At 71.6% G+C, this 26,943-nt stretch carries 22 protein-coding genes and 1 pseudogene; 14 read left to right on the forward strand and 9 right to left on the reverse strand.

Features of this window, described 5'->3' with window-relative positions:
* Positions 1-54: 54 nt before the first annotated feature.
* From ACFXKZ_RS45820 to ACFXKZ_RS45845, 6 genes are all read left to right on the forward strand, one after another.
* Complete coding sequence (locus ACFXKZ_RS45820; RefSeq protein WP_380012030.1) at positions 55-765, forward strand: SDR family NAD(P)-dependent oxidoreductase; 711 nt, start codon at positions 55-57, stop codon at positions 763-765.
* A gap of 227 nt (positions 766-992) precedes the next feature.
* Positions 993-1,175 carry a hypothetical protein gene (locus ACFXKZ_RS45825; RefSeq protein ID WP_380012033.1) on the forward strand — a complete coding sequence of 61 codons (183 nt, stop codon included), beginning with the start codon at positions 993-995 and terminating at the stop codon, positions 1,173-1,175.
* Positions 1,172-2,077, forward strand: a complete 906-nt coding sequence (locus ACFXKZ_RS45830; protein WP_380012036.1) for a sigma factor — start codon at positions 1,172-1,174, stop codon at positions 2,075-2,077. Before ACFXKZ_RS45825 ends, ACFXKZ_RS45830 begins: the two co-directional genes overlap by 4 nt.
* Positions 2,074-2,724, forward strand: a complete 651-nt coding sequence (locus ACFXKZ_RS45835) for a hypothetical protein (protein ID WP_380012039.1) — start codon at positions 2,074-2,076, stop codon at positions 2,722-2,724. Before ACFXKZ_RS45830 ends, ACFXKZ_RS45835 begins: the two co-directional genes overlap by 4 nt.
* Before the next feature lie 142 nt (positions 2,725-2,866).
* Positions 2,867-3,850 (forward strand): GlxA family transcriptional regulator, encoded by a 984-nt coding sequence (locus ACFXKZ_RS45840; protein ID WP_380012042.1) that lies wholly within the window; start codon positions 2,867-2,869, stop codon positions 3,848-3,850.
* Between the two features lie 87 nt (positions 3,851-3,937).
* Positions 3,938-4,543: an isochorismatase family protein gene (locus tag ACFXKZ_RS45845; protein ID WP_380012045.1), complete on the forward strand. Its 606-nt coding sequence runs from the start codon at positions 3,938-3,940 to the stop codon at positions 4,541-4,543.
* 27 nt (positions 4,544-4,570) lie between these two features.
* Here ACFXKZ_RS45845 and ACFXKZ_RS45850 read toward each other — a convergent pair whose 3' ends face one another.
* Positions 4,571-5,275, reverse strand: coding sequence for a hypothetical protein (locus ACFXKZ_RS45850; RefSeq protein ID WP_380012048.1), 705 nt, complete (start codon positions 5,273-5,275; stop codon positions 4,571-4,573).
* Between the two features lie 161 nt (positions 5,276-5,436).
* A complete protein-coding gene (locus tag ACFXKZ_RS45855; RefSeq protein ID WP_380012051.1) occupies positions 5,437-5,943 on the reverse strand; it encodes an Lrp/AsnC family transcriptional regulator in 507 nt (168 codons plus the stop codon).
* Between the two features lie 90 nt (positions 5,944-6,033).
* Between ACFXKZ_RS45855 and ACFXKZ_RS45860 the strand changes: the two genes are divergently transcribed.
* Together ACFXKZ_RS45860 and ACFXKZ_RS45865 are read left to right on the forward strand one after the other, a co-directional pair.
* On the forward strand, positions 6,034-7,014 hold the full coding sequence (locus tag ACFXKZ_RS45860) for an EamA family transporter (RefSeq protein ID WP_380012054.1): 981 nt from the start codon (positions 6,034-6,036) through the stop codon (positions 7,012-7,014).
* Positions 7,015-7,170: 156 nt separating this feature from the next.
* Complete coding sequence (locus tag ACFXKZ_RS45865) at positions 7,171-7,728, forward strand: TetR/AcrR family transcriptional regulator (RefSeq protein ID WP_380012057.1); 558 nt, start codon at positions 7,171-7,173, stop codon at positions 7,726-7,728.
* A 24-nt stretch (positions 7,729-7,752) separates the two neighbouring features.
* Here the strand turns inward: ACFXKZ_RS45865 and ACFXKZ_RS45870 are convergent, their stop codons facing one another.
* The gene (locus tag ACFXKZ_RS45870) at positions 7,753-8,778 is read right to left on the reverse strand and encodes a hypothetical protein (protein WP_380012060.1); all 1,026 of its coding nucleotides are present in this window, start codon (positions 8,776-8,778) and stop codon (positions 7,753-7,755) included.
* 535 nt (positions 8,779-9,313) lie between these two features.
* Here ACFXKZ_RS45870 and ACFXKZ_RS45875 point away from each other — a divergent pair.
* Together ACFXKZ_RS45875 and ACFXKZ_RS45880 are read left to right on the forward strand one after the other, a co-directional pair.
* On the forward strand, positions 9,314-9,442 hold the full coding sequence (locus ACFXKZ_RS45875; protein ID WP_380012062.1) for a hypothetical protein: 129 nt from the start codon (positions 9,314-9,316) through the stop codon (positions 9,440-9,442).
* A 171-nt stretch (positions 9,443-9,613) separates the two neighbouring features.
* Positions 9,614-10,420: a hypothetical protein gene (locus ACFXKZ_RS45880; RefSeq protein WP_380012064.1), complete on the forward strand. Its 807-nt coding sequence runs from the start codon at positions 9,614-9,616 to the stop codon at positions 10,418-10,420.
* Between the two features lie 30 nt (positions 10,421-10,450).
* Here the strand turns inward: ACFXKZ_RS45880 and ACFXKZ_RS45885 are convergent, their stop codons facing one another.
* From ACFXKZ_RS45885 to ACFXKZ_RS45905, 5 genes are all read right to left on the reverse strand, one after another.
* Positions 10,451-10,945, reverse strand: a complete 495-nt coding sequence (locus ACFXKZ_RS45885) for a hypothetical protein (protein WP_380012066.1) — start codon at positions 10,943-10,945, stop codon at positions 10,451-10,453.
* A 115-nt stretch (positions 10,946-11,060) separates the two neighbouring features.
* The gene (locus tag ACFXKZ_RS45890; RefSeq protein ID WP_380012069.1) at positions 11,061-12,326 is read right to left on the reverse strand and encodes an aspartate kinase; all 1,266 of its coding nucleotides are present in this window, start codon (positions 12,324-12,326) and stop codon (positions 11,061-11,063) included.
* A 79-nt stretch (positions 12,327-12,405) separates the two neighbouring features.
* Positions 12,406-13,764, reverse strand: coding sequence for an aspartate aminotransferase family protein (locus tag ACFXKZ_RS45895; protein ID WP_380012072.1), 1,359 nt, complete (start codon positions 13,762-13,764; stop codon positions 12,406-12,408).
* A 72-nt stretch (positions 13,765-13,836) separates the two neighbouring features.
* Complete coding sequence (locus tag ACFXKZ_RS45900) at positions 13,837-17,904, reverse strand: Pls/PosA family non-ribosomal peptide synthetase (protein WP_380012075.1); 4,068 nt, start codon at positions 17,902-17,904, stop codon at positions 13,837-13,839.
* A gap of 854 nt (positions 17,905-18,758) precedes the next feature.
* Positions 18,759-18,977 (reverse strand): hypothetical protein, encoded by a 219-nt coding sequence (locus tag ACFXKZ_RS45905; RefSeq protein WP_380012078.1) that lies wholly within the window; start codon positions 18,975-18,977, stop codon positions 18,759-18,761.
* Positions 18,978-19,109: 132 nt separating this feature from the next.
* On the opposite strand from ACFXKZ_RS45905, the gene ACFXKZ_RS45910 reads away from it, so the two are divergent.
* From ACFXKZ_RS45910 to ACFXKZ_RS45920, 3 genes are all read left to right on the forward strand, one after another.
* Positions 19,110-21,251 (forward strand): MMPL family transporter, encoded by a 2,142-nt coding sequence (locus ACFXKZ_RS45910; protein WP_380012456.1) that lies wholly within the window; start codon positions 19,110-19,112, stop codon positions 21,249-21,251.
* Positions 21,252-21,355: 104 nt separating this feature from the next.
* Positions 21,356-22,282, forward strand: coding sequence for a slipin family protein (locus tag ACFXKZ_RS45915; protein WP_380012081.1), 927 nt, complete (start codon positions 21,356-21,358; stop codon positions 22,280-22,282).
* Positions 22,283-22,445: 163 nt separating this feature from the next.
* Entirely contained in the window at positions 22,446-23,897 is a 1,452-nt protein-coding gene (locus tag ACFXKZ_RS45920) for a PLP-dependent aminotransferase family protein (RefSeq protein ID WP_380012084.1), read from the forward strand.
* Here the strand turns inward: ACFXKZ_RS45920 and ACFXKZ_RS45925 are convergent.
* Complete coding sequence (locus ACFXKZ_RS45925; protein WP_380012087.1) at positions 23,849-24,367, reverse strand: tetratricopeptide repeat protein; 519 nt, start codon at positions 24,365-24,367, stop codon at positions 23,849-23,851. The genes ACFXKZ_RS45920 and ACFXKZ_RS45925 overlap by 49 nt on opposite strands.
* A 363-nt stretch (positions 24,368-24,730) precedes the next feature.
* Between ACFXKZ_RS45925 and gyrB the strand changes: the two are divergent.
* A pseudogene (gene gyrB / locus ACFXKZ_RS45930) lies at positions 24,731-26,767 on the forward strand (DNA topoisomerase (ATP-hydrolyzing) subunit B).
* The last annotated feature ends 176 nt before the right edge of the window (positions 26,768-26,943 follow it).

The following is a 26,943-nucleotide window of genomic DNA, read 5'->3' on the forward strand; positions in this document are numbered from 1 at the left end:
CCCAGGAAGGCGGGACGCCTGGCTGTCGCCGGACGCCGGCCGAAGGGTGGGGGCATGACAACGACATTGATCACCGGAGCCAACAAGGGTCTCGGCTTCGAGACCGCCCGCCGACTCGTCGCCGCGGGCCACACCGTCCTGCTCGCCGCCCGGGACGCGGAACGCGGTCGCCGGGCCGCCGAGGAACTGGGCGTGCGGGCGATCCGACTGGACGTCACCGACGACGTGTCCGTGCGGTCCGCGGCGGCGGAGGTGGCGGCGGCCGGCGGGCTCGACGTCCTGGTCAACAACGCGGGCATCCAGCGGGAGATGGATGCCAGGGGTGTGGTGAGCGGCCCGGGGAAGTTGTCCGTCGACGCGTTGCGCGCCACGTTCGAGACCAACGTCTTCGGCACGGTACGGGTCACCGACGCGTTCCTGCCGCTCCTCGAGGCGTCCGCCGCGCCCGTGGTGGTCAACGTGAGCAGCGGCCTGGCCTCGCTGACCCGGGTCACCGAGGCGGGCACGCCGACGCACGCCTATCCGGGCGTGGCGTATCCGGCCTCGAAGGCCGCGGTCAACATGATCACCGTGCAGTACGCGAAGGCCTTCCCGCGGCTGCGGATCAACGCGGTGGAGCCCGGCTTCACCAAGACCGACCTGAACGCGCACACCGGGTTCCAGACCGTCGGGGAGGGCGCCGAGGTCATCGTGCGAATGGCGTGCCTGGGCCCCGACGGCCCGACCGGCGGCTACTTCGACGCCGACGGCACACTCCCGTGGTGACCGGCCCCGGCGCGGCGCCCGCCGTATCGGGCGTTCGGCCTGGTGGGGCGACAACGTGTAGTCGTTCGGGCGCGCTGCGCGAGATTTTGCGGTTTCGGCTTGGACGGCGGGTGGTCCGCCGGCGAGAAAGGGGGTGAGAGGCCTTCGGGTCTCGTGGACACCGTCGGGCGCAACGTGCAATGCGCCCGGCGGTGTTCGCGCCGGACTTCACGGAAGGAACCGCTGCCTTGAACAACATCTTCGGTCCCGAGGCCAGACAACTGTGGCTGGTCATAGGCGTGTTGGTCGTCGTCGTGCGCGCGCCGCTCGGTGCCCTGATGCGTGGTTTCGCGCCCCCCGAGCCGCACCGCCACTGCGGCCACGGATATCGCAGCACACACTCCGCCCGCGGAAAGGGCGGCGGACGATGACCGAACCCCGACACCCCGAGCAGGCCCAAGCCGTGGACGTGGACCTGGTGGACCTCCTGCGCAACGACTTCGTCGCCTTCTGCCACAGCCACCAACTCACGCTCACCCGCTTCGCCTACGACCACCTGGGCTCGCGCCCGGAGGCCGAGGACATCGTCGCCGACGTGCTGCTCGCCCTGTTCCAGCGCTGGGACGACGTGCTGCGCGAGCCCGCGCCGCCCGTCAAGCGCGCGTTCCGGATGCTCACCGACGCCCTGGAGGATCGCCGGCTGCGGCGCGACCTGGTCCGGGACACCGTGGACCGCCGGCGCCCCGCCCCCGGCGGTCCGGTGATCGACGCGCCCGCGGACTTCGTCCGGTTCTGCCGGGAGCACCAACAGACCCTGATCGACCACGCCTGGAAAAGCCTGGGCTGCGCGCACGACGCGGACGAGGCGGTCGCCGACGTGCTGCTCGCGCTGTCCAGGCGCTGGGCGGAGATCGTGCGCCACCCCAGCCCGCCGCTCGCGCTCGCCTTCGGGATCCTGCGCCGCCGGGTGGTGGACATCCGTCGGCGGCGCGGGCGCACCCCCGAGGTGCTGTTCGACTTCACCGCGCCGGGCGCCCCCGACGTGGCCTCGACCGGCAACGGCGACCCGGCCGCGGTGGTGCCCCACCTGGACATCCTGGATCGCACGATCGCCGCAATGCCGGTCAAGCGGGCCACCTGCGCCCGCCTGCACCTGGTCATGCAACTGCCGCTCCAGGACGTCGCCGACTACCTGGGGGTGACCATCTCCACAGTCCGCAGCCACGTACACGCGGCCCGCAAACAACTCGCCACCGCGCTGGAGCGGGCCCGCCACGTTCATCCCGAACCCACCCCGTCGTCCCCATCGCACCCTCGGGAACCGAATACATGAACCACCACAATTCCCTCGACCACGCCCTCCAACAGCGCCGGCGCGACATGGACGCGGCCTTCGCCGACTACGACGCCGGCGCCGCGACCCGCCGGCTGGCCGACCGCATCGTCCAGGAGCAGCTGCTGGCCGCCCTGGTCCGGCCGGGCACCATCGGTCCCCAACGCGGCACCCGTTTCGCGGACGCGCACGCGGCGCAGAACGCGGCGGCGGCGGACCTGGAACAGCTGTGCCAGGCCGTGGTGGCCCGGCCGACCACCGGTCCCCTCCTCGGCGACTTCGTCCACGAACGCGAGGCCGACGGGGCGCTGGTGTTCGGGTGTCTGCTGTATCTGACCGGGCGGCCCGCGCCGGCGGCGTTCTGGTGGCGGTACGCGGCCGGCGCCGACGACGTCGAGGCGATGCGCCTGTTGACCCTGCACCACCGGATCGAGGGCGAACCGCAGGACGCCCACCACTGGGCGGGCCGGCTGCACGCGGCCAGGCCCACGCCGGCTCCCGCCGTGACCGAGGAGGCGGGCGACCCAGAGGCGTATGTCGCGCGGGTGGAGCCGGGCATCGAGGAGGTCGACGACCCCGACCTCGGCGAGATCTGTAGACCCAACGACCGCTTCCCCCGCCTCCTGGCCGCCGCCGGCCACGGATGACCGTCACGTGGCGGGCGCGCTCCGGACCTCCCGGACGCGCCCGCCACGTTCGTGTGGGCCGATGCGGCAGCGCCGCGTCGATGGCCGAATGTGACAGATACCCGTCATTGCGGCCATCGGGTGTGGGCACCACGATGGACGCATGTCCACTCCACACCGCGTCGTGATCGCGGTCTTCCCCGACGTCGACCTGCTCGACGTCACCGGCCCGGCCGAGGTCTTCGCCCTGGCCAACCGGGAGACCGCCAGCGCGGCGGGCTACGTGGTTCGCCTGGCGGGCCCCGAGGCCGGCCCGGTCGGCACGTCGGCCGGCGTACGGATCCTCGCGGATGTGGCCTTCGCCGACGTGGGGGCCGCGGTGGACACGCTGCTCGTTCCCGGCGCGGTGGCGATGGGCCCGGACGGTCCGGTGGCCCTGGTCGACGACGCCGTCGTGGCATGGGTCGCGGCCACCGCGCCGCACGCCCGCCGGGTCGCGTCGGTCTGTGTGGGCGCGCACGTGCTCGCCGCCGCCGGGCTCCTGGACGGGCGGCGGGCGACCACACACTGGTCGACCGCCGCGCAACTGGCCGCCGACCACCCCGAGGTGCGGGTCGACGCCGACCCGATCTTCGTGCGCTCCGGTCGGATCTGGACCGGGGCGGGGATCAGCGCCTGCATGGACCTGGCACTGGCTCTGGTGGCCGAGGACCACGGCGAGGACCTGGCCCTCGCGGTGGCCCGGCAACTGGTCGTCTACCTGCGTCGGCAGGGAGGGCAGAGCCAGTTCAGCGTGCCGCTGAGCCGACCCGCGACCGGCAGGCGAGACATCGACGAACTGCGCGTGTACATCACCGAACACCTGGACCACGACCTGTCCACATCGGCCCTGGCCGGGCGGATGTGCCTGAGCGAGCGTCAGTTCGCCCGGGTCTTCCGGCAGGAGACCGGCACCGGTGCGGCGGCCTACGTGGAGGCCGCGCGGGTCGAGGCGGCCCGCCGCGTCCTGGAGAGCACCGACGAACCGCTGGAGGCGGTCGCGGCGGCCACCGGATTCGGCTCGGTGGAAACCCTGCACCGGGCCTTTCGCAAACAACTCACCACCACCCCGGCCGGCTACCGCCGCCGCTTCCGCACGGTGTCCTGACCCCGGCGTGCGAACCCGCGTGGCCCGGCGGCTTCGCCCTGCCCGAAAGCCATGCAACCGGCCTCAAACGAAAGGTACTTCCGACTCATGCGCTCCTCCGCGACCCTGCGCGAGGTCATCGGCCTCGACAACACGCCGCCCCGCCTCGGCGGCGCGTGCACCCTGATCATGATCGACTTCCAGAACACCTACCGCACCGGCGTGATGGCCCTCGACGGCGTGGAACCGGCCCTGGCCGCCGGGGCCCGACTGCTCGCCGCGGCCCGTGCGGCGGGTACGCCCGTCGTGCACGTCGTCAACGACGGCGGAGCGGGCACCCCGTACGACATCCGCGCCGAGATCGGCGCGATCAGCGGCGAAGTGGCGCCGGCCGACGGCGAATCGGTCGTGGTCAAGCAGGTCCCCGACGCCTTCCACGACACCGACCTGGAGTACACACTCCGCGACCTGGACGCCGGCCCCGACCTGATCCTGGCGGGCTTCATGACCCACATGTGCGTCACCTTCACCGCACAGGGCGCCTTCAACCTCGGCTACCGCCCCACCGTCGTCGCCGAAGCCACCGCCACCCGGGCCCTGCCCACCCTCGACGGCGCCGTCATCCCCGCCGAAACCCTCCAGTCGGCGAGCCTGACCACCATCGCCGACCTCTTCGGCCTCGTGGTACCGACGGTCGCGCACCTGGTCGACTGATCCGGCGGCGTGGCGGGTCCGGGCCGGTCAGCGGCGGCTTGTCCGGGACTGGGGTTCGAGTTTGCGGATTCTGGCGAGGCGGGCCGTGTCGTCGTGGTCGCCGCGGTAGCTGTACGGGCCGGTGAGCGGGGGTTGGTGCAGCGGGTCGGTGAGGGCGACCAGGAAGGGTAACTCCTCCTGGCGGTCCGCCGGTTCCTCGAACTCCACGTGGCGGCCCGCCACCACGACGACCGGTCCGGATCGGCGGCACCTGGTGTAGTCGATGAGGCCGGACAGGTCCTCGATGGAGGGCACCCCCTTCGCCCCGGACGGCAGGTGTCCGCGTCGGTACGCCTGCCGTTCCCGGGCGGACGCGTCGGCGTATTCCGGCACCCGGACGCTCCAGTAGGCGTGGATCGCCGCCCACAACACCGACTCGGGCGCGGTGACCACTCCGTCGGTCCAACTGCGCCGGCCACCGACCGCGAAACTCAGGAAGCCGCTGTCCCAGTTGTTCGGCTTGATCTCGGCGATGCCCCGCGCGCCGGAGTCGTCGAAGCCGAGGAGGTGGTGCGGGACGTCGATGTAGAGGGCGAGGCCCTTGTTGACCATGGAACGCTCATGTTTTTGTCCGTCGGCGGTGAAATATTTCCGTTGCCGGTCCGCGACGTCCTGGCAGCCGGCCACCGCCCGCGCATAGTTCGCCGACGTGTCCGAGCGCTGGGTCCACTCGCCGTACAGCTGAATGATCACGCGTGACTCCTCACCCCACCGTGATAACCGACGGAAGTCAGCCAATCACTATCCGCAAAGGGCGCGCAGGTATGTTTTGCGCCAAGCTCCCCGCGAAGAACACGCCGAAGGCCCCCCGCACTCCGGTGTGCGGGGGGTCGTGCGGTTTGCCGGCGTGACCGCTACGCGCGGGTGTCCGACACCGCCTCGTCGGCCGCCTCGACCGTGGATTCGGCGGACAGCAGCGGGCGTTCGAAGACGGTGCGCAGCACGATGGTGGTGCCCGTGCCGCGGATGACCGGGATCGCGCGGATCCGGTCGAGAGTGTCGGCGAGCGCGGCGGTGGACGCCACCCGGACCTTGATCCAGAAGCAGTCCTCGCCCGCCACCTCGTGCGCCTCCAGGACGGCGGGCTCGCGGTGGATCGCCGCCTCGACCTGATCGCGCGCCGCCCGCCCCGCGTCGAAACGCAGTGCGATGAACGCGGCCGTGCCGGCGTCGACCTGCGCCGGGGCCAACTCCGCGTGATAGCCGGTGATCACCCCGTCGCGCTCCAGCCGTTGGATGCGCTCGCGCACGGCGGGTTCGGACAGATCCACCGATTTGGCCAGGGCGCGCACGGTGCGCCGGCCGTCCGCGCTCAGCGCGCGAAGGAGCGCCCGGTCGATCTCGTCGAGCTGCCGCGTCATGGAAAAGCCCCTTGTTCCGGCGATCGTGTCTGACCTACTCTAAAAAAGGTTAGCAGCCATGATCCCCTAATTTAATGAGGTGTGCTGGTCGTGTTGTCTCCTCAAAAGAGGGATCGGCTGTTGCCGTGGGTCGCCCTCGTGACCGTGTGGATCCTGTGGGGCTCGACCTATCTGGGCATCCGCTACGCGGTCGAGACGATCCCGCCGCTGCTTTCGGCCGGGACCAGGTTCCTGGTCGCGGGACTGCTGATGTTCGCGGTGGTCGGCCCGCGACACGCCCGCGGCGAGCAGCGGCCCACCTGGCCGCACCTGCGCTCGGCGGCGATCATCGGCGGGCTGCTCCTGGTCGGCGGCAACGGGCTGTTGAGTCTGGGCGAGCAACACCTCGACTCGGGTTTCGCCGCGCTGGTCGTGGCAACGGTGCCGGTGTGGATGGTGCTGATCAACGCGCTGGCCACCCGGACCCGGGTGTCGGGCGCGATACTGCTCGCGCTGCTCCTCGGCACGATCGGCATCGGCGTCCTGGTCGGCGGCCCGGGCGGCGACGTGCACATCGGCGGCGTGGTCATGGTCCTGATCGCGTGCGTGTTGTGGGCGGGCGGCTCGGTGTACGCGCGCACCGCGCCGCTGCCTCGGCATCCGCTGGTGGTGACCTCGTTGGAGATGATCACGGCCGGGGTGATGTTGTTCGTCCTGGCCGCGCTGCGCGGCGAGTTCGGGCAACTGGACGTGGCCGGCATCTCGACCGCCTCGTGGCTGGGGCTGGCCTGGCTGGTGTTCGCCGGGTCGATCGTCGCATTCAGCGCGTACATGTACGTCAACAGCGTGCTCCCCAACGACACCGTGGCGACCTACGCATACGTCAATCCGGTGGTGGCGGTGCTGCTGGGCGCGGCGATCGCGGGTGAGTCGGTGGGCCCGAACGTCTACCTCGGCGGCGCGATCATCGTCGCGTCGGTGGTCCTGATCGTCGCCACGCGTCCGCGCCCGGCCAAGCCGGTCGAGCAGCCGGTCGAAGCGTCCGCCCGCGTCGCGGACGTCGGCTCGCCGGAGGACGCCCGCCGCGGGTGACGACCCCGAACCCGCCCGCCGGAGCCCTCGACGCGCCGGGGCCGGGGGCGCACGATGCCCGGCGCTGTTCATACGATGCCGTATGGACGCAGGTCGGCACCCACGAGTACGACACCGTACGGCGGGGCGTGACGCGAGAACGAGAGGAACCACATCGTGGGCGTGACCCGTACACCGCGCGGCAGATGGGTCGAGGAGGGGTTGCGCGCGCTGGCCGCCGGCGGTCCCGAGGCGGTCCGGATCGAGCCGCTGGCGCAGGCACTGGGCGTCAGCAAGGGCGGGTTCTACGGGTACTTCGGCAACCGGGGCGCACTGCTTGCCGAGATGCTCGACACGTGGGAGCGCGCGGTCACCGAGGACGTGATCGAGCGGGTCGAGGCCGGCGGGGGCGACGCCAGGGCCCGACTGGATCGACTGTTCGAGCTCGCGTCCACGAGCGAGGGGCCGGTCCTGGGTACCGCCGCCGACCTGGCGGTCCGGGACTGGGCCCGGCGCGACGAGGCGGTCGCGGAACGGTTGCGCCGGGTGGACAACCGGCGCATGGACTACCTGCGTTCGTTGTTCGCGACGTTCTGCGCCGACCCGGGCGACGTCGAGGTGCGCTGCCTGCTCGCCTTCTCGCTGCGGATCGGCATGCACTTCGTCGCCGCCGACCAAGGTCCGTACAGTCGCGCGGAGGTGCTGCTGCTGACTCGGAAGTGGCTGTTGAGATAGCCGACTTCGGGGTCGGGTCCGCCGTCAGTTCGGCCGGCGGGTGTTCTGGTGCGGGATCCGCGGCGGGTGTGCGGCGACGTGGTCGGCGAGTTGTTCGGCCAGGCGCAGGGTGCGCAGGCGGGCCAGGCATTGACGCGCCCACACGGTGACCGCGACGGAGCCGGCCAGGACGACGGTGAGCCGGTCGCAGCGGTGTCCCGCGAGCAGGTGTACGAGGGCGACGACGGTACAGGCGAGCACGGGTACACTCGCGGCCAGCACGGCGGTTGCGGCCCGGCGGCGGGGTGTGCTCGCGGTCGCGGCCATGCCGCCCGGGCGGGTACAGGGCCCGCACACGATCATCACCATGCCCACGACCCGGGTGGCGGTCGACAGGCGGCTCACCCGGTCGCCCGCGTCGGACACGAGGACCTCGATGCCGCCGAGGCCGATCACCGCCACGGCCACCAGTGTCACCAGGGCCGCGCCGCCGCGTCGCCCCCGGGGCGGCGCGCCGTAGAGCAGCGGGGCCAGGCACACCCACACCACGTCGACGCACAACCAGCCCACCGGGACCCAGACGGTCGACGCGGGCCCGTGCCGAGGGTCGCCGGCGGCGCAGTGCAGCGCGGTCATCCGACCCAGGGTGAGGACGGACGCGACCAGCAACCACGCGTCCAGGGCGGTGCGCAGTCGCGGTGCGCGACCGCCCGTGACGCGCACGACCTCGGTCAACAGGCGGACTGCGGCGGCGAGTACGACGGCGAGGGTGATCGCGAGGAAGGCGAGCAGGGGCCACGGGGAGAGGGGCCGCCCGGTCGGTTGCGGGACGGCCTGGAGGGCGCCCGCGCCGATGGTGAGCGTGCCGAACGCGATCGCGCGCGAGCGGTTCGGTCCGTGTGCCGTGCGCAGCAGGACGCCGAACGCCAGACCGGCGGCGAGCAGGACCGGGAGGCCGGATCCCGAGCGACCGCCGATGCCGATCCCGACGACGGCGAGCGCGATCAGGCCGGGCTCCGGTGCCGCGGCCGCCCTGGCGATCGACTGGAGGCGCTGTCGACCCGCCCTCATCGGCACCCGCCGTCGTCCGGGCCGGGGCAGGGGTGGCGGCGGCGGACGGGGCGCGGCGGCGGCGGCAGGTCGGGCTCGGCGCGCGGGGGTTCGGGGTTCGACGGGTGTCGGGTTCGCTGCGTGGCGGTCTCCTGATTCGGGCGGTGGCCGGGATCCGGCGTCGGAGCGGACAACGAGGAGCCCGCGATCGATACACGCCGGTTACTGTACGTTCACCCGATCGACACGCAGTGCCACTCCTTCGAGTGACCTTGGGAACGGGGCAGGGCGCGCCGCCCCGGCGCCCCGATCGATCAGCCACGACAATGAGCGGCTTGCCGCGCAACCCGTGCCTCCCGCGCACCCGCGCACCCGCGCATCCCTCGGCAATCTGCGGCCCGTGCACCCGACGAGCGGTGCGGGCGCACGTCGCCCGCACCGCTCGTCGCGAGGCCGAGTTCCCCCGATACCCGTGGAACCGAACTCGGCCCCGTTCGGTCGACGTCAGCCTCCACCGCGTGGTGGCGACGGCGGAACGGCCCCGAGCGTTCGGAACATGTTCGGGACACGCCCCGTAGGCGTCCCGGACGCCGGGGAGTGGACCGGGTGCGGCTGTCGGCGCGCCGCCGTGTGCGCGCTGCACGAGATCCACAGCCACCCCGAACTCCCCTGGACCGTGCAGTAGTTGGCCACCCGATCCGCGGTTTCGCGGGCCATGTCCGGCAAGGCGTTCAAACGCGCATACGGCATCCCGCGGGGCCGCCCCGGCGGCACGTGTCGATGCCCTGACCGGCGTCGGCGGAAGTCGACCGATGGTGGTGTCGGAATGTGTCGCGGGTCCGTACCATGGCGCGGCATGACGGGGGTCGGGGATTCGAAGCGGCAGCAGGGCAATCTTGTACTGCTGGTGGCGGCACTGCTGTTCGCGGTGATCGTGCTGCCCCGCGTACTGGAGGACGACAAGGGCGCCGGGGGCGCGCCGGCGGCGTTGACCACCGCGACGAAGCGGGCGCCGACGGCGGGGCTGCCGACCGGGCTGCCCACGGGGTTCCCGACCGTGCGCGGGCTGCCGGCGGATCCCCGGCAGACGCCCGGGCGGACGCCGAGCGGGAGCGATTCCCGGCCCGGCGGCTCGGTGCCGACCCCCGTGCGCGACCCGCGCGCGGACGCGTTCGCGGCGGTGTCCCGCAACGGGACCTGCCTGAACGCGTGGCAGACCGGGACGGAGCGCGGCAGCGGTTGGAACACCGACATCCCGCGTGCGGTGGACTGCGACTCGGACAGCGCGTTCGTGCGCGTGGCCGGAGTGAACGCCACGAACTGCCCGATCAGCGACCCCGGGGTGACCAGTTGGCGCTACCGCGACGTCGAACTGTGCCTGGAAAGGCAGTTCCGCAAGGGCCAGTGCTTCCTGGTCTCACGCTCGGGCGGGACCGAGAACTCCCCGCGCTACTCCGCCAACCTGTTCACCTGGATCGACTGCGACGCGGCGCGCATCCCGGCGAGCTTCGATTCGCTCCTGGCCGTCACCGGCGTCTACCGGGCCCCGGCCGAAGTCCACGCCGGTGCGTGTGCCAGGGTGGCCAACGACCGTACTTACTACTGGTATTGGGTCGCCCACAACGACACCACGCTGGTCTGCGCGACCTATCCGAATCGCTGACGGACGCGTCGAACCCCCGTCCGCACCAAGTCATTTGCGGGTCGCGGTGTGCATCACTCCGAAGCCGATCCCGAGCGCGGGCAGCACGATCGGCCCGGACGCGAACAGGTAGTACGTGCCGACGGCGACGGCCAACGCGCAGTAGGCGGCGGACACATAGGACAGGGTTTTCTGCAGTTCCGGCGATCCGTGCCGGTTGAGGCGTACGACCAGGGCACAACACACCGCCGCCCACAACGCCGCCCGCTCCTGCCCGAACGACGCCGTCTCGAACAGGTCCGCCGCCGTCTTGTGCAACCCGTTGTCGGCCATCGACGCGGCCGCCCGGGCGAGCGCTTGAACCCGGTCCGGCGGCGCGGCCCCCGGCCGCAGACCATCGATCAACGACCGCCAGTATTCGGACAGGAGCAACACGGCCAACCCGAGGCCGTGAAACACCTTGGCCGTTCCGTCCGCAGACCCCAACCGCCCCTGGGCGGGCGTCTGTTCGACCCCGGCATCTCCCGAACCCCCGTCAGTCGCCATCTGCGCAGCGTAGCGAACGACGAACGGGCGCGAGGCCGGGATTTTCCAGGTGGAACCGACGGCCGCCGGCGCCGGAACACACTCCCGGCGCCGGCGGTCTGCGGTGGGCCGACGATCAGCGGCCCGAACCCGCGTGGACCAGCGCCTCCTCCGTCGTGTCGAGGTCGAACGCGGTGTGCAGCGCGCGCACCGCGTCGACCACCTGGGCGGTGCGGCACAGGACGGAGATCCGGATCTCCGACGTCGACATGATCTCGATGTTGACGCCCACGGCCGCCAGCGTCTCGCAGAAGGTCGCGGTGACCCCCGGACCGGCCCGCATGCCGGTGCCGATCAGCGAGACCTTGCCGACGTCGGCGTCCTGGCTCACCCCCTCGAAGCCGAGTTCGGCGCGTATCGCATCGAGTGCGGCCAGCGCGGCGGCCACGCCCTGTTCGGGCAGGACGAACGTCAGATCGGCGCGGGCGTCGTCCGGTCGTGCCGCGTTCTGCACCACCATGTCGATCTCGCCCCCGGCGTCGGCGACCGCGCGGACCAGTCGGCCCACCGCCCCCGCGCCGTCCGGGACCCCGTGCACGGTGACCTTCGCGCCGGACAGGTCGTGCGCGACGCCGGTGATTCGCGACGGTTCCGCGCCGGCGTCGTCGGGCGCGCCGGACACGGTGGTTCCGGGCTTGTCCCCGTACGAGGACCGGACCTGGATCGGTACGCCCCAGCGACGGGCGTACTCGACCGAGCGCAGGGCCAGCACCCGACTCCCCGACGCCGCCATCTCCTGCATGGCGTCGTAGGTGATGTGGTCGAGCAGCCGCGCGCTCGGCACGATCCGGGGATCCGCGCTGTACACGCCGTCCACGTCCGTGTAGATCTCGCAGACGTCGGCCTTGAGCGCGGCGGCCAGCGCGATGGCCGTGGTGTCGGAACCGCCGCGGCCCAGCGTGGTGATGTCGTCGGTGTCCCGGCTCAGGCCCTGGAATCCGGCGACCAACACGATGCAGCCCCGGTCGAGTTCGCGCCGCACCCGATGCGGTACCACCTCGACGATCTGCGCTCTGCCGTATTCGGCGGTGGTGAATACGCCCGCCTGTGGGCCGGACAACGAACACGCCCGCGCACCCAGGTCGCGGATCGCCATCGCGGCCAGCGCGTTGGAGATGCGCTCGCCCGAGGTGAACAACATGTCCAGCTCGCGCGGGTGCGGGAAGGGCGAGATCTTCCGTGCCAGGTCGAGCAGTTCGTCGGTGGTGTCGCCCATGGCGGACAACACCACGACGACGTCGTGACCCTCGTGACGCGTGGCTACCACGCGTTCGGCGACCTGCTTGACGCGCTCGATGCTGTGCACCGAGGAGCCGCCGTATTTCTGCACGATGAGAACCATGGAGTGAGGTCTCCTCGAGGCCGCCCCGGACGGGCGGCCGGTCGGCGCCGGGTCGGCCGGTGGCCCGGTGCGGATGGGCCTACGGGTGACCGGCTTCGACGGCGTCGACCAGGATCGTGCACGCGGTGTCCACGACCTCGGCGGTGACGTTGAGCGGCGGGAGGATCCGCACCACGCAGTCCTCGCGTCCGCCGCGCTCGACGATCAGCCCCCGGCGCAGCGCCCGGGCCTGGATCGCGCGGGCGAAGTCCGCGGCGGGCAGCCCGGTTTCCGGGTCCGCGATCTCGATGCCCCACATCAGGCCCCGGCCGCGCACCTCGCGTACCCAGGGGTCGGCCATCAGTGGCGTGAGCCGGTCGGCGATCTGCGCGCCGCGCCGACGCACGTTGCCCAGGATGTCGTCGCGCCGGACGATGCGCACGGCCTCGACCCCGGCGGCGAAGGCGAGTTGGTTGCCCCGGAAGGTGCCGATGTGCGCGCCGGCCGCCCAGCCGTCGAGCGCGTCGTCGTACAGGATCACCGCGATCGGGGTGCCGATGCCGCTGAGCGCCTTGGAGGCGACCACGACGTCCGGTTCGATCCCGTACTGCTCGAACGCGAACCAGGTTCCGGTGCGCCCGCAGCCGGTCTGCACCTCGTCGACGATCAACGGGATTCGCAACTCCCGAGTGAGCGCCCGCAGTCGGCGGACGAAGTCGGCGGTCGCGGGCACCACGCCGCCCTCGCCCTGCACGAGTTCGAGGAGCACCGCGGCGGGCAGCGGGATGCCGGCGTTGCCGTCGGTGAGCGAACGCTCCAGGTAGGCCACGCAGTTTGTGGTGCACGTGTCGGGGCTCAGGGCCAGCGGGCACCGGCCGCAGTAGGAGAACGGGAAGAAGTGGGTGCCGGGCACGCCGTTGGGGACGGGCCGCTTCGCCGAGACCAGACCGGTCAGCGCCATGGCGGCGTGTGTGCTGCCGTGGAAGCCGCCCTGGAACGTGACGACGTCGCCGCGACCGGTGGCGATCTTGCAGAGCTTGATCGCCGCCTCGATGGCGTTGGCCCCGGTGGGGCCGCAGAAGTGCACCTTCGTACGCTCGCGCATCCCGGCGGGCAGCATGGACAGCTGGGCCTCCAGGAACGCGTCCTTGACCGGCGTCGGGAAATCCAACCCGTGGGTGAGCACACCCAGTTGCGCGGTGACGGAGCGGACCAGCTCGGGGTGGTTGTGGCCCAGGGAAAGCACACCGGCGCCGGCGAGGAAGTCGATGAAGACGTTGCCGTCGACATCGCGCACGAAGCTGCCGGCGGCCTCGGCCAGCGCGATGGGCAGATTACGCGGATATGTACGGGCGTTGGACTCGCGCCGGGCTTGGCGCGCGAGCAGTTCGGCGGAGCGCGGACCGGGTAGGTCGCACGCCACGTGGGGCTCGGTCATGGTGACCTGGGCAAGCGTCATGGGGATCTCTCCGATGGGGACTACGGGACATGGGGGATGGGGGACGGGAATGGGGACGAGGACCGGGGTGTCTCACCCGGGGCGGGCCGGGATGCCGCGCCACCGGGTCTCGTCGGGCAGGTGTTCGCCCTTCATCACCAGGGACAGTGCGTCGAGCGAGGCGCCCGCGCCGACCCGTGCGTCGTAGAGCACGACGGACCGGGTGCCGACCGAGGCACCCGCGCCGATCCGGACCTCGGACATCTTCATCACGCGGTCCTCGAACAGGTGGGTCTGCAGCGACGTCACCTCCGCCACCGCCGCGTCGTCGCCCACCTCGACCAGGTCGAACTCGGTCAGATACGTGGTGCCGAGCCAGACCCGCCGGCCGATCCGGGCGCCGAACAGCCGCAACACCGGGCCCATCAGGGGGGTGCCGGTGAGAAGGTTGAGCAGGCTCGGTACGACCAGGTTCTCGTACAGCCCGGTGATCAGCTCCGTGCGGCGCACCCAGATGCTCCACAACGGTTCGACCCTGGCCCGATAGCGGCCGATGACCAGCCACTTCAGCACCGCCGCGACCAGCGTGGAGCCGACCCCGACGGCCAGGAACAGGGCCGGACCGAGCAGGAACAGCACCCACGGCGAGCACACCCCGGCGAGCCGGACGGCCGCGTACAGACTGCCGAGCGCGCCCAGCGCGGCGATCGTGGCGGGCAGCGTCACCCGGAAGTACTCGATCGCCAACCGGGCCGCGATCAGCCCCCGGCTGGGGTCGTACGTCAACTTCGCCGGGAACTCCCGGCTCTCCTCGCGACGGGGCAAAAAGATCGCGGGCGAACCGAGCCAGGTGGTCTCGGGGTCGATCGGCCGGGTCGGCGCGAGCGAGTGCACGCCGAGCAGGCTGTTCTCGCCGAGCCGGCACGCGCCGGGAACGAGCGCGCCGTTGCCGACGAAACTGCGCGCGCCGATCTCGGCCGGGGCGAGCGCGACCTGCCCGTGATGGAACACGGCCGGGCCGACCACGCTGACGTCCGCCACGAAGCTGCGCTCGCCGATGATCAGCATCTCGGGGTCGACGAAGCTGACCGTGGCCACCTCGGACCAGCGCCCGGTTCGGGCACCGAGCAGGCGCAGGAACGGGACGAGGTACAACGTCGAGTAGAGCGCGTGGGTCAGCGTCAGACTGGCCGTCATCATGCCGTCGCCGATCCACTTGCGCACGCCCAGGCCGCTGCGTTCGGGATGGATGCCGGCCCGGGAGCGCGGCAGCACCACCCGCTTGACCACCAGCACCAGCACACATGTGAACAGCACCACCAGCGGCCCGGCCGGGAGCGTGGCGGCGATCGCCCAGCCGAAGCCGTACCGCCAGGCGACGACCCCCACGAGCGCGCCCGCGGCACCGGCGACCAACAGCGGTACCAGGGCGAGCAGTACGGCGCCGGCGCCGAACCCGATCAGGACCCGCAGCGGCCAGGCTCGGCCGTCGTCCTCGGCCGCCATCGCGTCGAGCAGGGCCGGCGCCCCCTCCTGGCGGGTGACGGGTGAGCCGGCCCAGTGCTCGTCGGCGGGCAACACGTGGTCCGCCGGAACCAACGACTGCTCGCCGACCGAGGTGCGGTCGCCGATCACCGCGCCCGCGAGCACGACGCTGTTGGTCCCGACGAAGCAGCCGGCGCCGATGCGGACCGGCGCCAACCGCAACCACCCGTGCTCGACCACGTACGGCTGGAGGCGTGCGCCGTAGCCGATGCTCGTCCCGTCGCCGATCTCCACGAACGCGGGCAGCCCGAGCACCGCCGACACATGGCAGCCGCGGCCGACCCGGGCGCCGACCAGCCGCAACCAGGGTGCCAGGAGCGGGGATCCGGTCAAGAACGCGAGCGGACTGAAGGCGAGCATCCGGCCGTACAGCCAAAACCGCAGGTAGGTCACGCCCCACAGCGGATACCACCCGGGGCGTACGCCGAGCATCAACAACCGCGCGGCGAACAGCGTGACGAGCAGGCTCGCGACGATCCATCCCACCTCCAGGGCGATGAACCCGGGCAGGTACAGGTGGGTGAGGCGGTCGAGCAGGCCGCCGGGCGCGGGCTCGTGGATCGGCAGGTCCCAGGCCAGGAACACCCGATACAGCAGCACGACCGCGGGCAGGCCCAGGGCGAGCAGCCACGCGTACAGCGCGACGAACTGCGCGACACCGCAGGCGAATACCCGCCGGCTGCCGTGCCGCAGCGGCGCCGGCGCGGGGATGGCGGGTTGCCGCGCGACACCGGCCGCCCGCTCCTCGGCCGCCGCCTCGGCCTCGACGTGCCGGGCCAGGCCGCGAATGGTGGGGTGGGCGTACAGGTCGCCCATCGCCACGCCGCGCAACTCCGGTTCCCGGCGCAGTCGGGAGATCAGCCGGGCCGCCGCCATGGAGTGGCCGCCGAGGTCGCAGAAGAAGTCGTCCTCGACGGAGATCTCCGCGCCGCCGAGCACGTCGGCCCAGGCCCGGGCCAGGTGCCGCTCCAGCGCCGTCTCGGGCGCGACGTGGGTACCGGTGCGCCGGTTCAGCGGCGCGGAGGCCGGCGCGGGCAGCGCGGCGCGGTCGACCTTGTCCGCGGCCAGCAAAGGGAATTCGGGCAGTACCTCGACGTAGGACGGGATCATGTACGCGGGCAACCTGCTCTGCAGGGCCACCCGCAACCGGGCCCGCAAGGCGTCACAGGCGAGGGCCGACGCCCCGTCGCCGCCGCCGACGAGTGTCACGTAGCCGACCAGGTCCTGCACGACGCCGTCCCGCTCCAGCGGGGTCACCACCGCGTTCTCGATCGCCGGGTCCTCGCGCAGTACCTCCTCGATCTCGGCCGCCTCGATGCGATAGCCGCGGATCTTGAGCTGGGTGTCGACCCGGCCGAGGTATTCGATCTCGCCCGTCGCGGTGAACCGGCCGAGGTCGCCGGTGCGGTAGATCCTCGGCACATCGGCGCGTTCGGCCTCGATCGGGTTGGTCACGAACCGCTCGGCGGTCAGGTCGGGGCGATTGACGTAGCCGACCGCCACACCCGGACCGCCGACGCAGATCTCCCCGCCCGCGCCCTCGTCGACGGGGCGCAGCTGCTCGTCGAGGATGTAGACCCGGTAGGTCGGCAGCGGTACGCCGATCGTCACCGGCCGGTTCGGGCCCAGTTCGCCACAGGTCGCGGTGACGGTGGTCTCGGTGGGTCCGTACGCGTTGAGGATGCGCCGATCCGGTCGCGACCAGCGCCGGACCAGGTCCGGCGGGCAGGCCTCGCCGCTGACCAACAGGCTGCGCAGGAGCGGGAATTCGCCCTCGATGGTGGTCAGCAGGGTGGGTACGCAGCACAGCACCGTGATCCGGTGCTCCAGCAGGAAGTCGCTCAGCCCCTGGCCGACCCGTCCACCGTCGGTGGGACCGGAGATCAGGGTCGCCCCGGCGATCCAGGCCGGCCAGATCTCCTCGACCGAGAAGTCGAACGCGATCGAGAGCCCCTGATAGACCCGGTCCCGGGCGCTCACCCGATAGATCGGGGTGACCACGTGCAGGAAGTTGGCGATGCTCGCGTGCGATACGGCCACGCCCTTGGGGCGGCCCGTGGTCCCGGAGGTGTAGATCACGTAGGACCACGAGCCCGGGTCGATCCGGACGTCGGGCCGATCGTCCGGTTGTCGGGCCAAGTCGTGTGCCGCGACGTCGAGTTCGAGCAGCGGGCAGGTCGCCTCCGCGGTGCGCCCGCGCATCTCGGACGTACTGACCAGATCGCACAGGTCGGCGTCCCGGGCGATGAAGGCGACCCGTTCGGCCGGGAACGACGGGTCGAGGGGGACGTAGGCGGCGCCCGACTTGATCACGCCGAGCAGGGCGACGTAGGCATCGAGCGAACGTTCGAGGAGGATTCCGACGGTGCGGCCCGGAGCGGCGCCGCGGCCCCGAAGCAGATTCGCCAAGCGGTTGGCTCTGCGGTCCAGCTCCGCGTAACTCAACGAGGTGTTCTCGCAGACGACGGCGACCGCCTCGGGATTGCGATCGCAGGACCGCTCGAAGAAATGGGGAAGTACACGGATCGGCGACTTGTCGAGAGTGGCCGTCGGGGGTGAGGCCCCCGGGGTCACGACCGAGTTCACCGGTCCGGGAGTGGTTCTCATACGGGTCATGACTCGTCCTCGTCGGGGATTTATGTAAACCCGGTTGAATAATGAGATTCCATCGAACATGCCTGAAGATCGACATACACGACAGGTATGGAGGATCGCTGCGACACCGCCCGCGCGTGACCGGCGCTACGGGGAAGGGCGCGACGTGCAGGCGCCATCGGTGCAGGTGAAGACGTATTCAAGGACCAGGAAGCACCCGCCGAAACGGCCCGAGACGAGCCGACGCGGCCGTTTCGCGCGGTGGATTCCGGCGAACGGCCGGAGAGCCGAAGAACGCCGTGGCGGCGCCTTGGGTTCGGCTCTCTGTGCAATTCGAAGTCGTGATCATTCTTGACCGGGAAGATCACGGTCGTGCCGCCTATTGCGACCCGTGCCGGGCCGGAGATTTGCCCGATAGCGCATGGAAGGCGAAATGAAAACTAGGTTCGCGAGCCGTCTCCGGAACAGGTGAATACGAGCCAACGTGAGATGGCCCATTGCGACGCGTGAGGTTTACCACGGGTAACCGGAGGCCGGTCCCGCACTCCGCCGCGACGCCGCCCGGTGGGACACCCGGAGGCGGAACGGAGGCGGAACGGAATCGGGCATGGATGGGGGAGGTATGCGCTCGACGGCCGGCCGGCGCCACGCGCGGGCGCCCGAGTGAATGTTACCCACCGGAAATATGCGGCTACACAGTGTCGTGATGGTGTCGACGCAGGGGCGACATCGAGCCGACGGCGGGTCGGCGAAAGTCGTCCATGGGCTTCGAGAAGCTCCGACGGCGCGTAAAGACTCGCTTACGGTTGGTTCTCGGTTGCCTCTTGACGCACCGGAAACGGCCGTGGTCGATCATGCGGTCGGCCGTGGATGGATCAACCGCCGTCGTGCGTGGGCCACTCGTCGCCGCCCTCCCAGGCGACCTGGTCGCGGTCGGCGGGGTCGAGGCCCAGTCCGGCGGCGAGCGCGTCGAGTTCGCCCCGGTCGTGCAGTCGACGGTAGGTGCCGTCGGCGAGCATGACCAGCCGATATGTGTCACCGGGACGGTACGCCTCGACGACGAGGTCGAAGCGGCCGTGTGCCTTGTCGCTCATGTCGTCCAGGGTCGCGCACGCGAGTGCGATCGGCCGGCGCCGGCGGGGGCGGGATCCGCCGGCCGATGCCATCCTGGGGAGAGTGCACCTCGGGCGACACCACATCACGTTCGAGCGGTGGAGGTGTGGGGGATGGGTGGTGCGGGCAGAGCCGCGCGGCTGGTCTGCGGACGGCGTGCCAAGTGGATCATCCTTGTGCTCTGGATCGTGGTCCTCGTCGCGGCCGCTTCGGCCGCGAGCAAGCTGACCGACGCGGAGAAGAACGACGCCTCCGCGTGGTTGCCCGGCAACGCCGAGTCGACCAGGGTCGTCGACGAATCGAAGGCGTTCCTGCCGCAAAACGTCACCGCCGTCGTGGTGTTCGCGCGCGACTCCGGCCTGACCCCGAGCGACGACGCGACCATCGCCGCCGACGCCGAGCACCTGCGCACCCTGACCGCCCACGGCATCGTCGGCTCCCAGGTACAGGGCCCCCTGCCCGACCGCCTCGCCGCCCCGCGCGCGAAGGTGATCCTGGTTCCGATCACCTTCGGTGACAACGGCTGGAACAGCATCGCCAAGGCGGTGGATCAGATCCGGCCGATCGTGACGGACCACCCCGACGACGGCCTGGAAGCGCACATCACCGGCCCCGGCGGCGTCGCCGCCGACAGCAGCGACGCGTTCCAGGGCATCGACGGAACCCTGCTGTTCGCCGCCCTCGGCGTGGTCGTGGTGATCCTCCTGTGCACCTACCGCAGTCCGACGCTGCTCCTGGTCCCGGTGGTCTGCGTGGTCGGCGCGCTGTTCGCCGCACAGGCGGTGATCTACGTACTGGCCCGACACGCCTCGCTCGTGGTCAACGCGCAGAGCGCGGGCATCCTGACCGTGCTGGTCTTCGGCGCCGGCACCGATTACGCGTTGCTCCTCGTCGCCCGCTACCGGGAGGAACTGCGTCGGCACGAGGATCGACACGAGGCGATGGCGCTGGCCCTGCACCGGGCCGGACCCGCCGTGATCGCCAGCGCCTCCACCGTGATCGTCGGCATGTTGTGCCTGCTCGCCGCCGAGATGAACTCCACCAACGGCCTGGGACCGGTGGCCGCGATCGGCGTGGCGGTGGCGCTGCTCGCGATGTTGACCCTGTTCCCGGCGGTATTGCTGATCACCGGGCGGTGGATCTTTTGGCCCGCCGTCCCGCACCTGGGCTCGCCCGAGCCGACCGAGACCGGACTGTGGGCCCGGACAGGCCGCCGCATCGCCCGCCGCCCACGCACCGTGTGGATCACCACCGTCGCCATCCTGGCCGCGCTGTCCTTCGGCCTGATCTCGCTGAACGCCTCGGGCCTGACCACCGCCGAGAGCTTCACCGGCACCCCGGACTCGGTGGTCGGCCAGAAGGTCCAGGCCCGCTACTTCCCCGCCGGCACCGGACAACCGCTCCAGGTGGTCGCGAACACCGCGTCGCTGGACGCGGTCCGCGCCTCGCTCGCCGCCGTCCCCGGAGTGGTCGCCGACAGCGTCACCATGCCACCGGGCGTACCGGCCGAGCGCGACGGACGCTCGTACGTGGAGGCGACGCTGACCGACGCCGCCGACAGCGGCGCGGCCCGGGACACGGTCGACGCCGCGCGCTCCGCGGTGCACGCGGTGCCGCGCGCCGACGCCCTCGTCGGCGGCGGCACAGCGGCCCAACTCGACAGCAACCGGGCCTCGGTCCGGGACGAGAAGGTGCTGATCCCGGTCATCCTGGCCGTCGTACTGATCATCCTGGCGCTGCTGCTGCGGGCCGTGGTGGCGCCGGTGGTGCTGATCGCGACGGTGGTGTTGTCGTTCGCCGCGGCGCTCGGGATCAGCGCGCTGGTGTTTCGCCACGTGTTCGACTTCGCGGCCGAGGACACCTCGTTCGCGCTGCTCGTGTTCGTCTTCCTGGTTGCCCTGGGCATCGACTACAACATCTTCCTGAGCACCCGGGTACGCGAGGAGAGCATACGCACGGACACCCGCACCGGTGCGCTGACCGGTCTGGCCGCGACCGGCGGGGTGATCACTTCGGCCGGCCTCGTGCTCGCGGGCACGTTCGCCGCGTTGGCCACGCTGCCGATCGTCGGATTCGCCGAGATCGGCTTCGCGGTCGCGCTGGGTGTCCTGCTCGACACCCTGGTGGTGCGGTCGGTGGTGGTCACGGCGCTGACGCTCGACCTGCGGCACCGGATGTGGTGGCCGAGCGCGCTGTGGCGACGCGAGGCGGAGGCGGCGGATCGGGCCGCGGCCGGGAGCGGCGACGGGCGGTAGCCGAGGGCCTTCGGTGGGCCGGGGCCGGAGTTACAGTGGGGGAGCAGGGAGTGCTCGGGGACGCCCGCATGCTCGGGACAGTCGTTTCGGCACCGGAGTCGGCCATGACCGTGGCGCTCGTGATCATCATTCTCGTCTGCGGCATCGTCGCGCTGGTCGGGCTGCTCGCCGCGACCGGGCTGCGCGTGGTCCGCCAATACGAACGCGGCGTGGTCTTCCGCCTCGGCCGCGTGCAGGAGCCGATCCGTACGGCCGGGCTGACCCGGATCGTGCCGGTCGTGGACCGTTTGCGGAAGATCAACACCCAGATCGTGACCATGCCGATTCCCGCCCAGGACGGCATCACCCGGGACAACGTCACCGTCCGGGTCGACGCCGTCGTGTACTTCCGGGTGAACGATCCGGTCAAGGCGACGGTCGAGGTACAGGACTACGAGTTCGCGGTGTCGCAGGTCGCGCAGACGTCGTTGCGCTCGATCATCGGCAAGAGCGACCTGGACGACCTGCTGTCCAATCGTGAGGCGCTGAATCAGGGGCTGGCGCTGATGATCGACTCGCCCGCGGTGGGCTGGGGCGTGGAGATCGACCGGGTGGAGATCAAGGACGTGGCACTGCCCGAGTCGATGAAGCGCTCGATGTCGAGGCAGGCCGAGGCGGAGCGGGAGCGGCGCTCGCGGATCATCACCGCCGACGGCGAGTTCCAGGCGTCGCGCAAGCTGGCCTCGGCGGCGACGGTGATGTCGAGCAGTCCGGCGGCACTGCAACTGCGCCTGCTCCAGACCATCGTCGAGGTGGCGGCCGAGAAGAACTCGACCGTCGTACTGCCGTTCCCGGTGGAACTGTTGCGGTTCCTGGAGAACGCGACCGCCGAATCGGCGCCGGGCTCGGGCGCGACGGCGGCGGGCGCGCCGGAGGAGACGGGTGCCGCGACGGGCGCGACCGGCGCGAACGGTACGCCGGCGTGGTTGCGGGAGGGGCACGCGCGACCACCGGTGTCGACGCATCCGCATCACCTGAAGAACCGGCGGTGACGGCCGCGAAGGCTGTGGCGACCCGCCCGCCTCGATGCTCGCCGGCTGCTTCGTAGGCTGGGGGACGCGAGGGGGTCCCGGTCGGTCGTTCGTCTGCGGGAGGTGGGGCGTGTCGGTGGAGCGGTCGGTGGGGGTCGGTGGGCTCGATCTGCATCTTGATGTCGTGCGTGCGGACGGTGGGGTCGGGCGGGCGTTGGAAGCGGCGTTGCGGGAGGCGGTGCGGTCCGGGCGGTTGCCGGCGGGCACGCGGTTGCCGGGTAGCCGCAGTCTGGCCGCCGATCTCGGGGTGGCGCGGGGGACCGTGGTCGGGGTGTACGGGCAACTGGCCGCCGAGGGCTGGTTGGTGGCGGTGACCGGCTCGGCGACCAGGGTGGCCGCGGTCGCGGTCGCGGTCGGGCGGGGCGGCGAAACCGTGTCGGCGACGGTGCCCCCGCGTGGTGGGCCGATGTTCGACCTGCGGCCGGGGTTGCCCGATCTCACCTCCTTTCCGCGTGATCGGTGGGCGGCGAGTGTGCGCCGGGTCGTGGCGGAGTTGGACGCGCGGGTGCTGGGTCAGCCCGAGCCGGGCGGCGTGCCGGAGTTGCGGGCCACGATCGCGGACTACGTGGCCCGCACCCGGGGTGTGCGGGCGACGCCGGACGCGGTGGTGATCACGACCGGCTTCGGGCACGGACTGGCCGTCGTGGGGCGGGCGTTGGCCGCCTCGGGTGCGCGGTGCGCGGCGACCGAGGAGCCCGGTCTGGCCCGACACCGGGATATCCTGCGCGCGGCCGGCGTCGTCCCGATCCCGTCGGCCGTCGACGGGCACGGCGCCGATCCCGACGAACTGCCGTCGGACGTACGGGCCGTGCTGCTCACGCCCGCGCATCAGCATCCGACGGGCGTGGTGCTTTCGGCCGAGCGGCGCGCGGCGTTCGTCGCATGGGCGCGGCGCTGCCGCGGATACATCGTGGAGGACGACTACGACGGCGAGTTCCGCTATCGGGGCCGCCCCGTCGGCGCGCTCCAGGCGCTCGATCCGGACCGGGTCGTCTTCGCCGGCACCGCGAGCAAGACGCCGGCCCCGGGGGTGCGGATCGGTTGGCTGGTCGTCCCGGCCACGCTGCGCGACGCCGTGCTGCGGGCGGTGGTCGAGACCGGCGCGGCGCCGTCCGCGATCGAGCAACTGGCCCTGGCCGACCTGATTCGGCGCGGCGACCACGACCGGCACGTCCGGCGCGTCCGACTCGGCTACGCGCGCCGCCGGGCCGACCTCGCGGAGTGTGTGGCGGCCGTGACCGACACGCCCCTGAGCGGCATCGCGGCCGGCCTGCACGCACTGCTCACGCTGCCCTCGGCCGACCACGAGCGCCGGGTGATCGCCGCGGCGGCCCGGTTCGGCCTGCGCCTGCACGGCCTGCACGACCAGGGCTATTGGTACGACCCGGACCCGACCCGGCCGGCGGCGCTCGTGATCGGCTACGCGACCCCGCCGGGGCACGCGTGGCGGCGGGCGCTGGAGGCGTTGGCCGGGGCCCTGCGCACCGGGCTCGACGAGGGTCGGCGTCCGGCCGATGCGGGCGACGCTCAGCCGGCCGTCGTGGGTTCCGCGTTCTCGACCAGGGCGCGGGCGTAGTTGGTGACCGAGCGGGTGTAGCGGGGCAGGTGCGGCGCCAGCGCGCCCAGGGCCAGGCCGACCGCTTCGCGTTCGCGCCCGGAGTCGACCAGGGACAGGGCCAGGAACGCGGCCAGCGCGTCGTCGAGGTGGTCGGATCCGGCCTCCCGCTCGGCGGTCAACAGCGCGACGCTTTCGGCGAGTTCGCCGAGGTTGCGCAGCGTGCTGGCGAACTGGATCGTGGCGGGGCGCCGCATGTCCTCGGGCAGCCCGAGGGCGAACGCGCGCCGATAGTGCGGCGCCGCCTCGGCCTCGTAGCCGGTCGAGTCGTACGCCGACCCCATCCAGTAGGCCGCGACCGCGTCGTCGTCGGGCCGCTCGTCGACCAGCGCCCGAACGGCGGCCACGAAGTCGTCCGGCTGATGCGCGTCGAAGTCGGCCCATAGATCGTCCATGCGCCGCGTCCAGGTGTCGGTGCCGTTGTCGCCCATGTGTGCCAAGCCTCCGCGGAATCGGGACGGGTGGTGTCTCGCCGCGGCCGAGCCGCGGTGAGGACGATCCTGCCGTGTGCCGGGCCGGATGGTCGGCGTGGGGTCGACCCGTGCCGAGGCGAAGTGCTGTATGGCGATCTAACGGCCTGGAAGGCCGGTTTGGGTAGGGGGAGTTGGCTCATGGGATTTCAGGCGCTCAGAAAGGCGTATAGAAGCCCTGAAGATCTGGTGTTCAGGTCCACATTGGGTATGCTGGACCAGTTCCCGAGGTGAGGAAACTCCCGCGCCTCGGGGCTTGTTCGGCCTGTCCGGGGCCGGTGTATCACCCGACGACACGACCGCTCCCGCCATCGCGGCGGGAGCGTGATTCGTGATGCCAGAAAAGAGAGCCTTGTGACTGATTCCGGCAGCCTTTCCGCCGTCGCGTCGTCCGACGGCGGCGGGAGGCGGGGCCCGGCGTACGACGCCGGCGCGATCACCGTGTTGGACGGGCTGGACGCGGTGCGCCGCCGGCCGGGGATGTACATCGGCTCGACCGGCGAGCGCGGGCTGCATCACATGGTGCAGGAGATCGTGGACAACTCCGTCGACGAGGCCCTCGCCGGTGTCGCGGATCGCATCGATGTCACGCTCCTGGGCGACGGCGCCGTGCGGGTGGTGGACAACGGGCGCGGGATTCCGGTCGGGCTGCACCCGGAGAAGGGGCTACCGGCCGTCGAACTGGTGCTGACCGTGCTGCACGCGGGCGGCAAGTTCGGGGGTGGCGGCTACGCGGTCTCCGGCGGGTTGCACGGTGTCGGGTTGTCCGTGGTCAACGCGCTGTCCACGCACCTGTCGGTGGAGATCCGCGCCGACGGCCGGCGGTGGACCCAGGACTACCGCCGGGGTGTGCCCGTCACCGAACTGGTCCGGCACGAGGCCGTCTCCGACACCGGCACCTCGCTCACCTTCCGGGCCGACCCGGACGTGTTCGAGAGCACCGAGTACTCGTTCGAGACCCTGGCCCGTCGCCTCCAGGAGATGGCCTTCCTCACCAGGGGCCTGACCCTGACCCTGACCGACGCACGCCACGGTGCACGCACGCCCGGCGCCGACGAGCCGGCCCGGTCCGTCGAGTACCGCTATCAGGGCGGCATCGTCGACTTCGTCACCCACCTCAACGCCGGCAAGGGCGAGCCGGTGCACCCGTCGGTCGTCTCCATCCGGGCCGAGGACGCGGGGCAGTCGGTGTCCGTCGAGGTCGCGATGCAGTGGAACTCCCGGTTCAGCGAGGGGGTGTACTCCTATGCCAACGCCATCCACACCCGCGAGGGCGGCATGCACGAGGAGGGTTTCCGCGCCGCGCTGACCGGTGTGGTCAACCGCTACGCGCGCGAGCGACGGTTGTTGCGGGACAAGGACGAGAACCTGCCCGGCGAGGACATCCGCGAGGGGCTGACCGCGATCGTCTCGGTCAAGCTGGGCGAACCGCAGTTCGAGGGCCAGACCAAGACCAGGCTGGGCAACACCGAGGCGCGCACGTACGTACACAAGGCCGTGCACGAACAGTTGACCGATTGGTTCGCCCGAAACCCGGTCGACGCGACGGAGATCGTCCGCAAGGCGGTCCAGGCCCGGACCGCCCGGCTCGCCGCGCGCAAGGCCCGTGATCTCACCCGCCGCAAGAGCCTGGTGGAATCCATCGCCCTGCCCGGCAAACTCGCCGACTGCCGGTCCACCGATCCGGCCGCCTGCGAGATCTTCATCGTCGAGGGCGATTCCGCCGGTGGTTCGGCCAAGTCCGGCCGCAATCCCGAATATCAGGCGATCCTGCCGATCCGGGGCAAGATCCTCAACGTCGAGAAGGCCCGCGTCGACAAGATCCTGGACAACCAGGAGATCCAGGCCCTCATTTCGGCCTTCGGCACCGGCGTGCACGACGACTTCGACATCGACCGGCTGCGCTACCACTGAATCATTTTGATGGCCGACGCCGACGTCGACGGTCGGCACATCAACACCCTGCTCCTGACCTTCCTCTTCCGCTTCATGCGGCCGCTGATCGAGGCCGGCCACGTCTACCTCTCCCGCCCGCCGTTGTACAAGATCACCTGGAGCCGGGGCGACATCGAGTACGCCTACGCCGATCGGGAACGCGACATGCTCGTCGAACGCGGCCGACGCGAGGGCAGGCGGCTGCGCGAGGAGAGCATCCAGCGTTTCAAGGGGCTCGGCGAGATGAACGCGGAGGAGTTGCGGGTGACGACCATGGACCGCGACCACCGGGTGCTCGGTCGCATCACGCTGGAGGACGGAGCCCAGGCCGACGCACTGTTCTCGATCCTGATGGGCGAGGACGTCGAGGCGCGGCGCGGGTTCATCCAACGCAACGCCGCCGACGTGCGGTTCCTGGACATCTGACGCGGGGGAGTCGGGGGCCGCGCGCGGCGGCGCGACGGGCGGGGCCCGGCCCCCCCCCCGCCCGGGCGGCCCCCGCGGCCGGCGTCGATCCCGCCGGCGGGCCCGCGCCCGCGGCGCGGGCCGGGCCCGGGGGGCCGGGGGGTATGACACACCGGGCCCCCCAAAACAACACCCCG

Origin of the sequence: Embleya sp. NPDC059237 (assembly GCF_042754105.1) — a bacterium.
GTDB lineage: Bacteria > Actinomycetota > Actinomycetes > Streptomycetales > Streptomycetaceae > Embleya.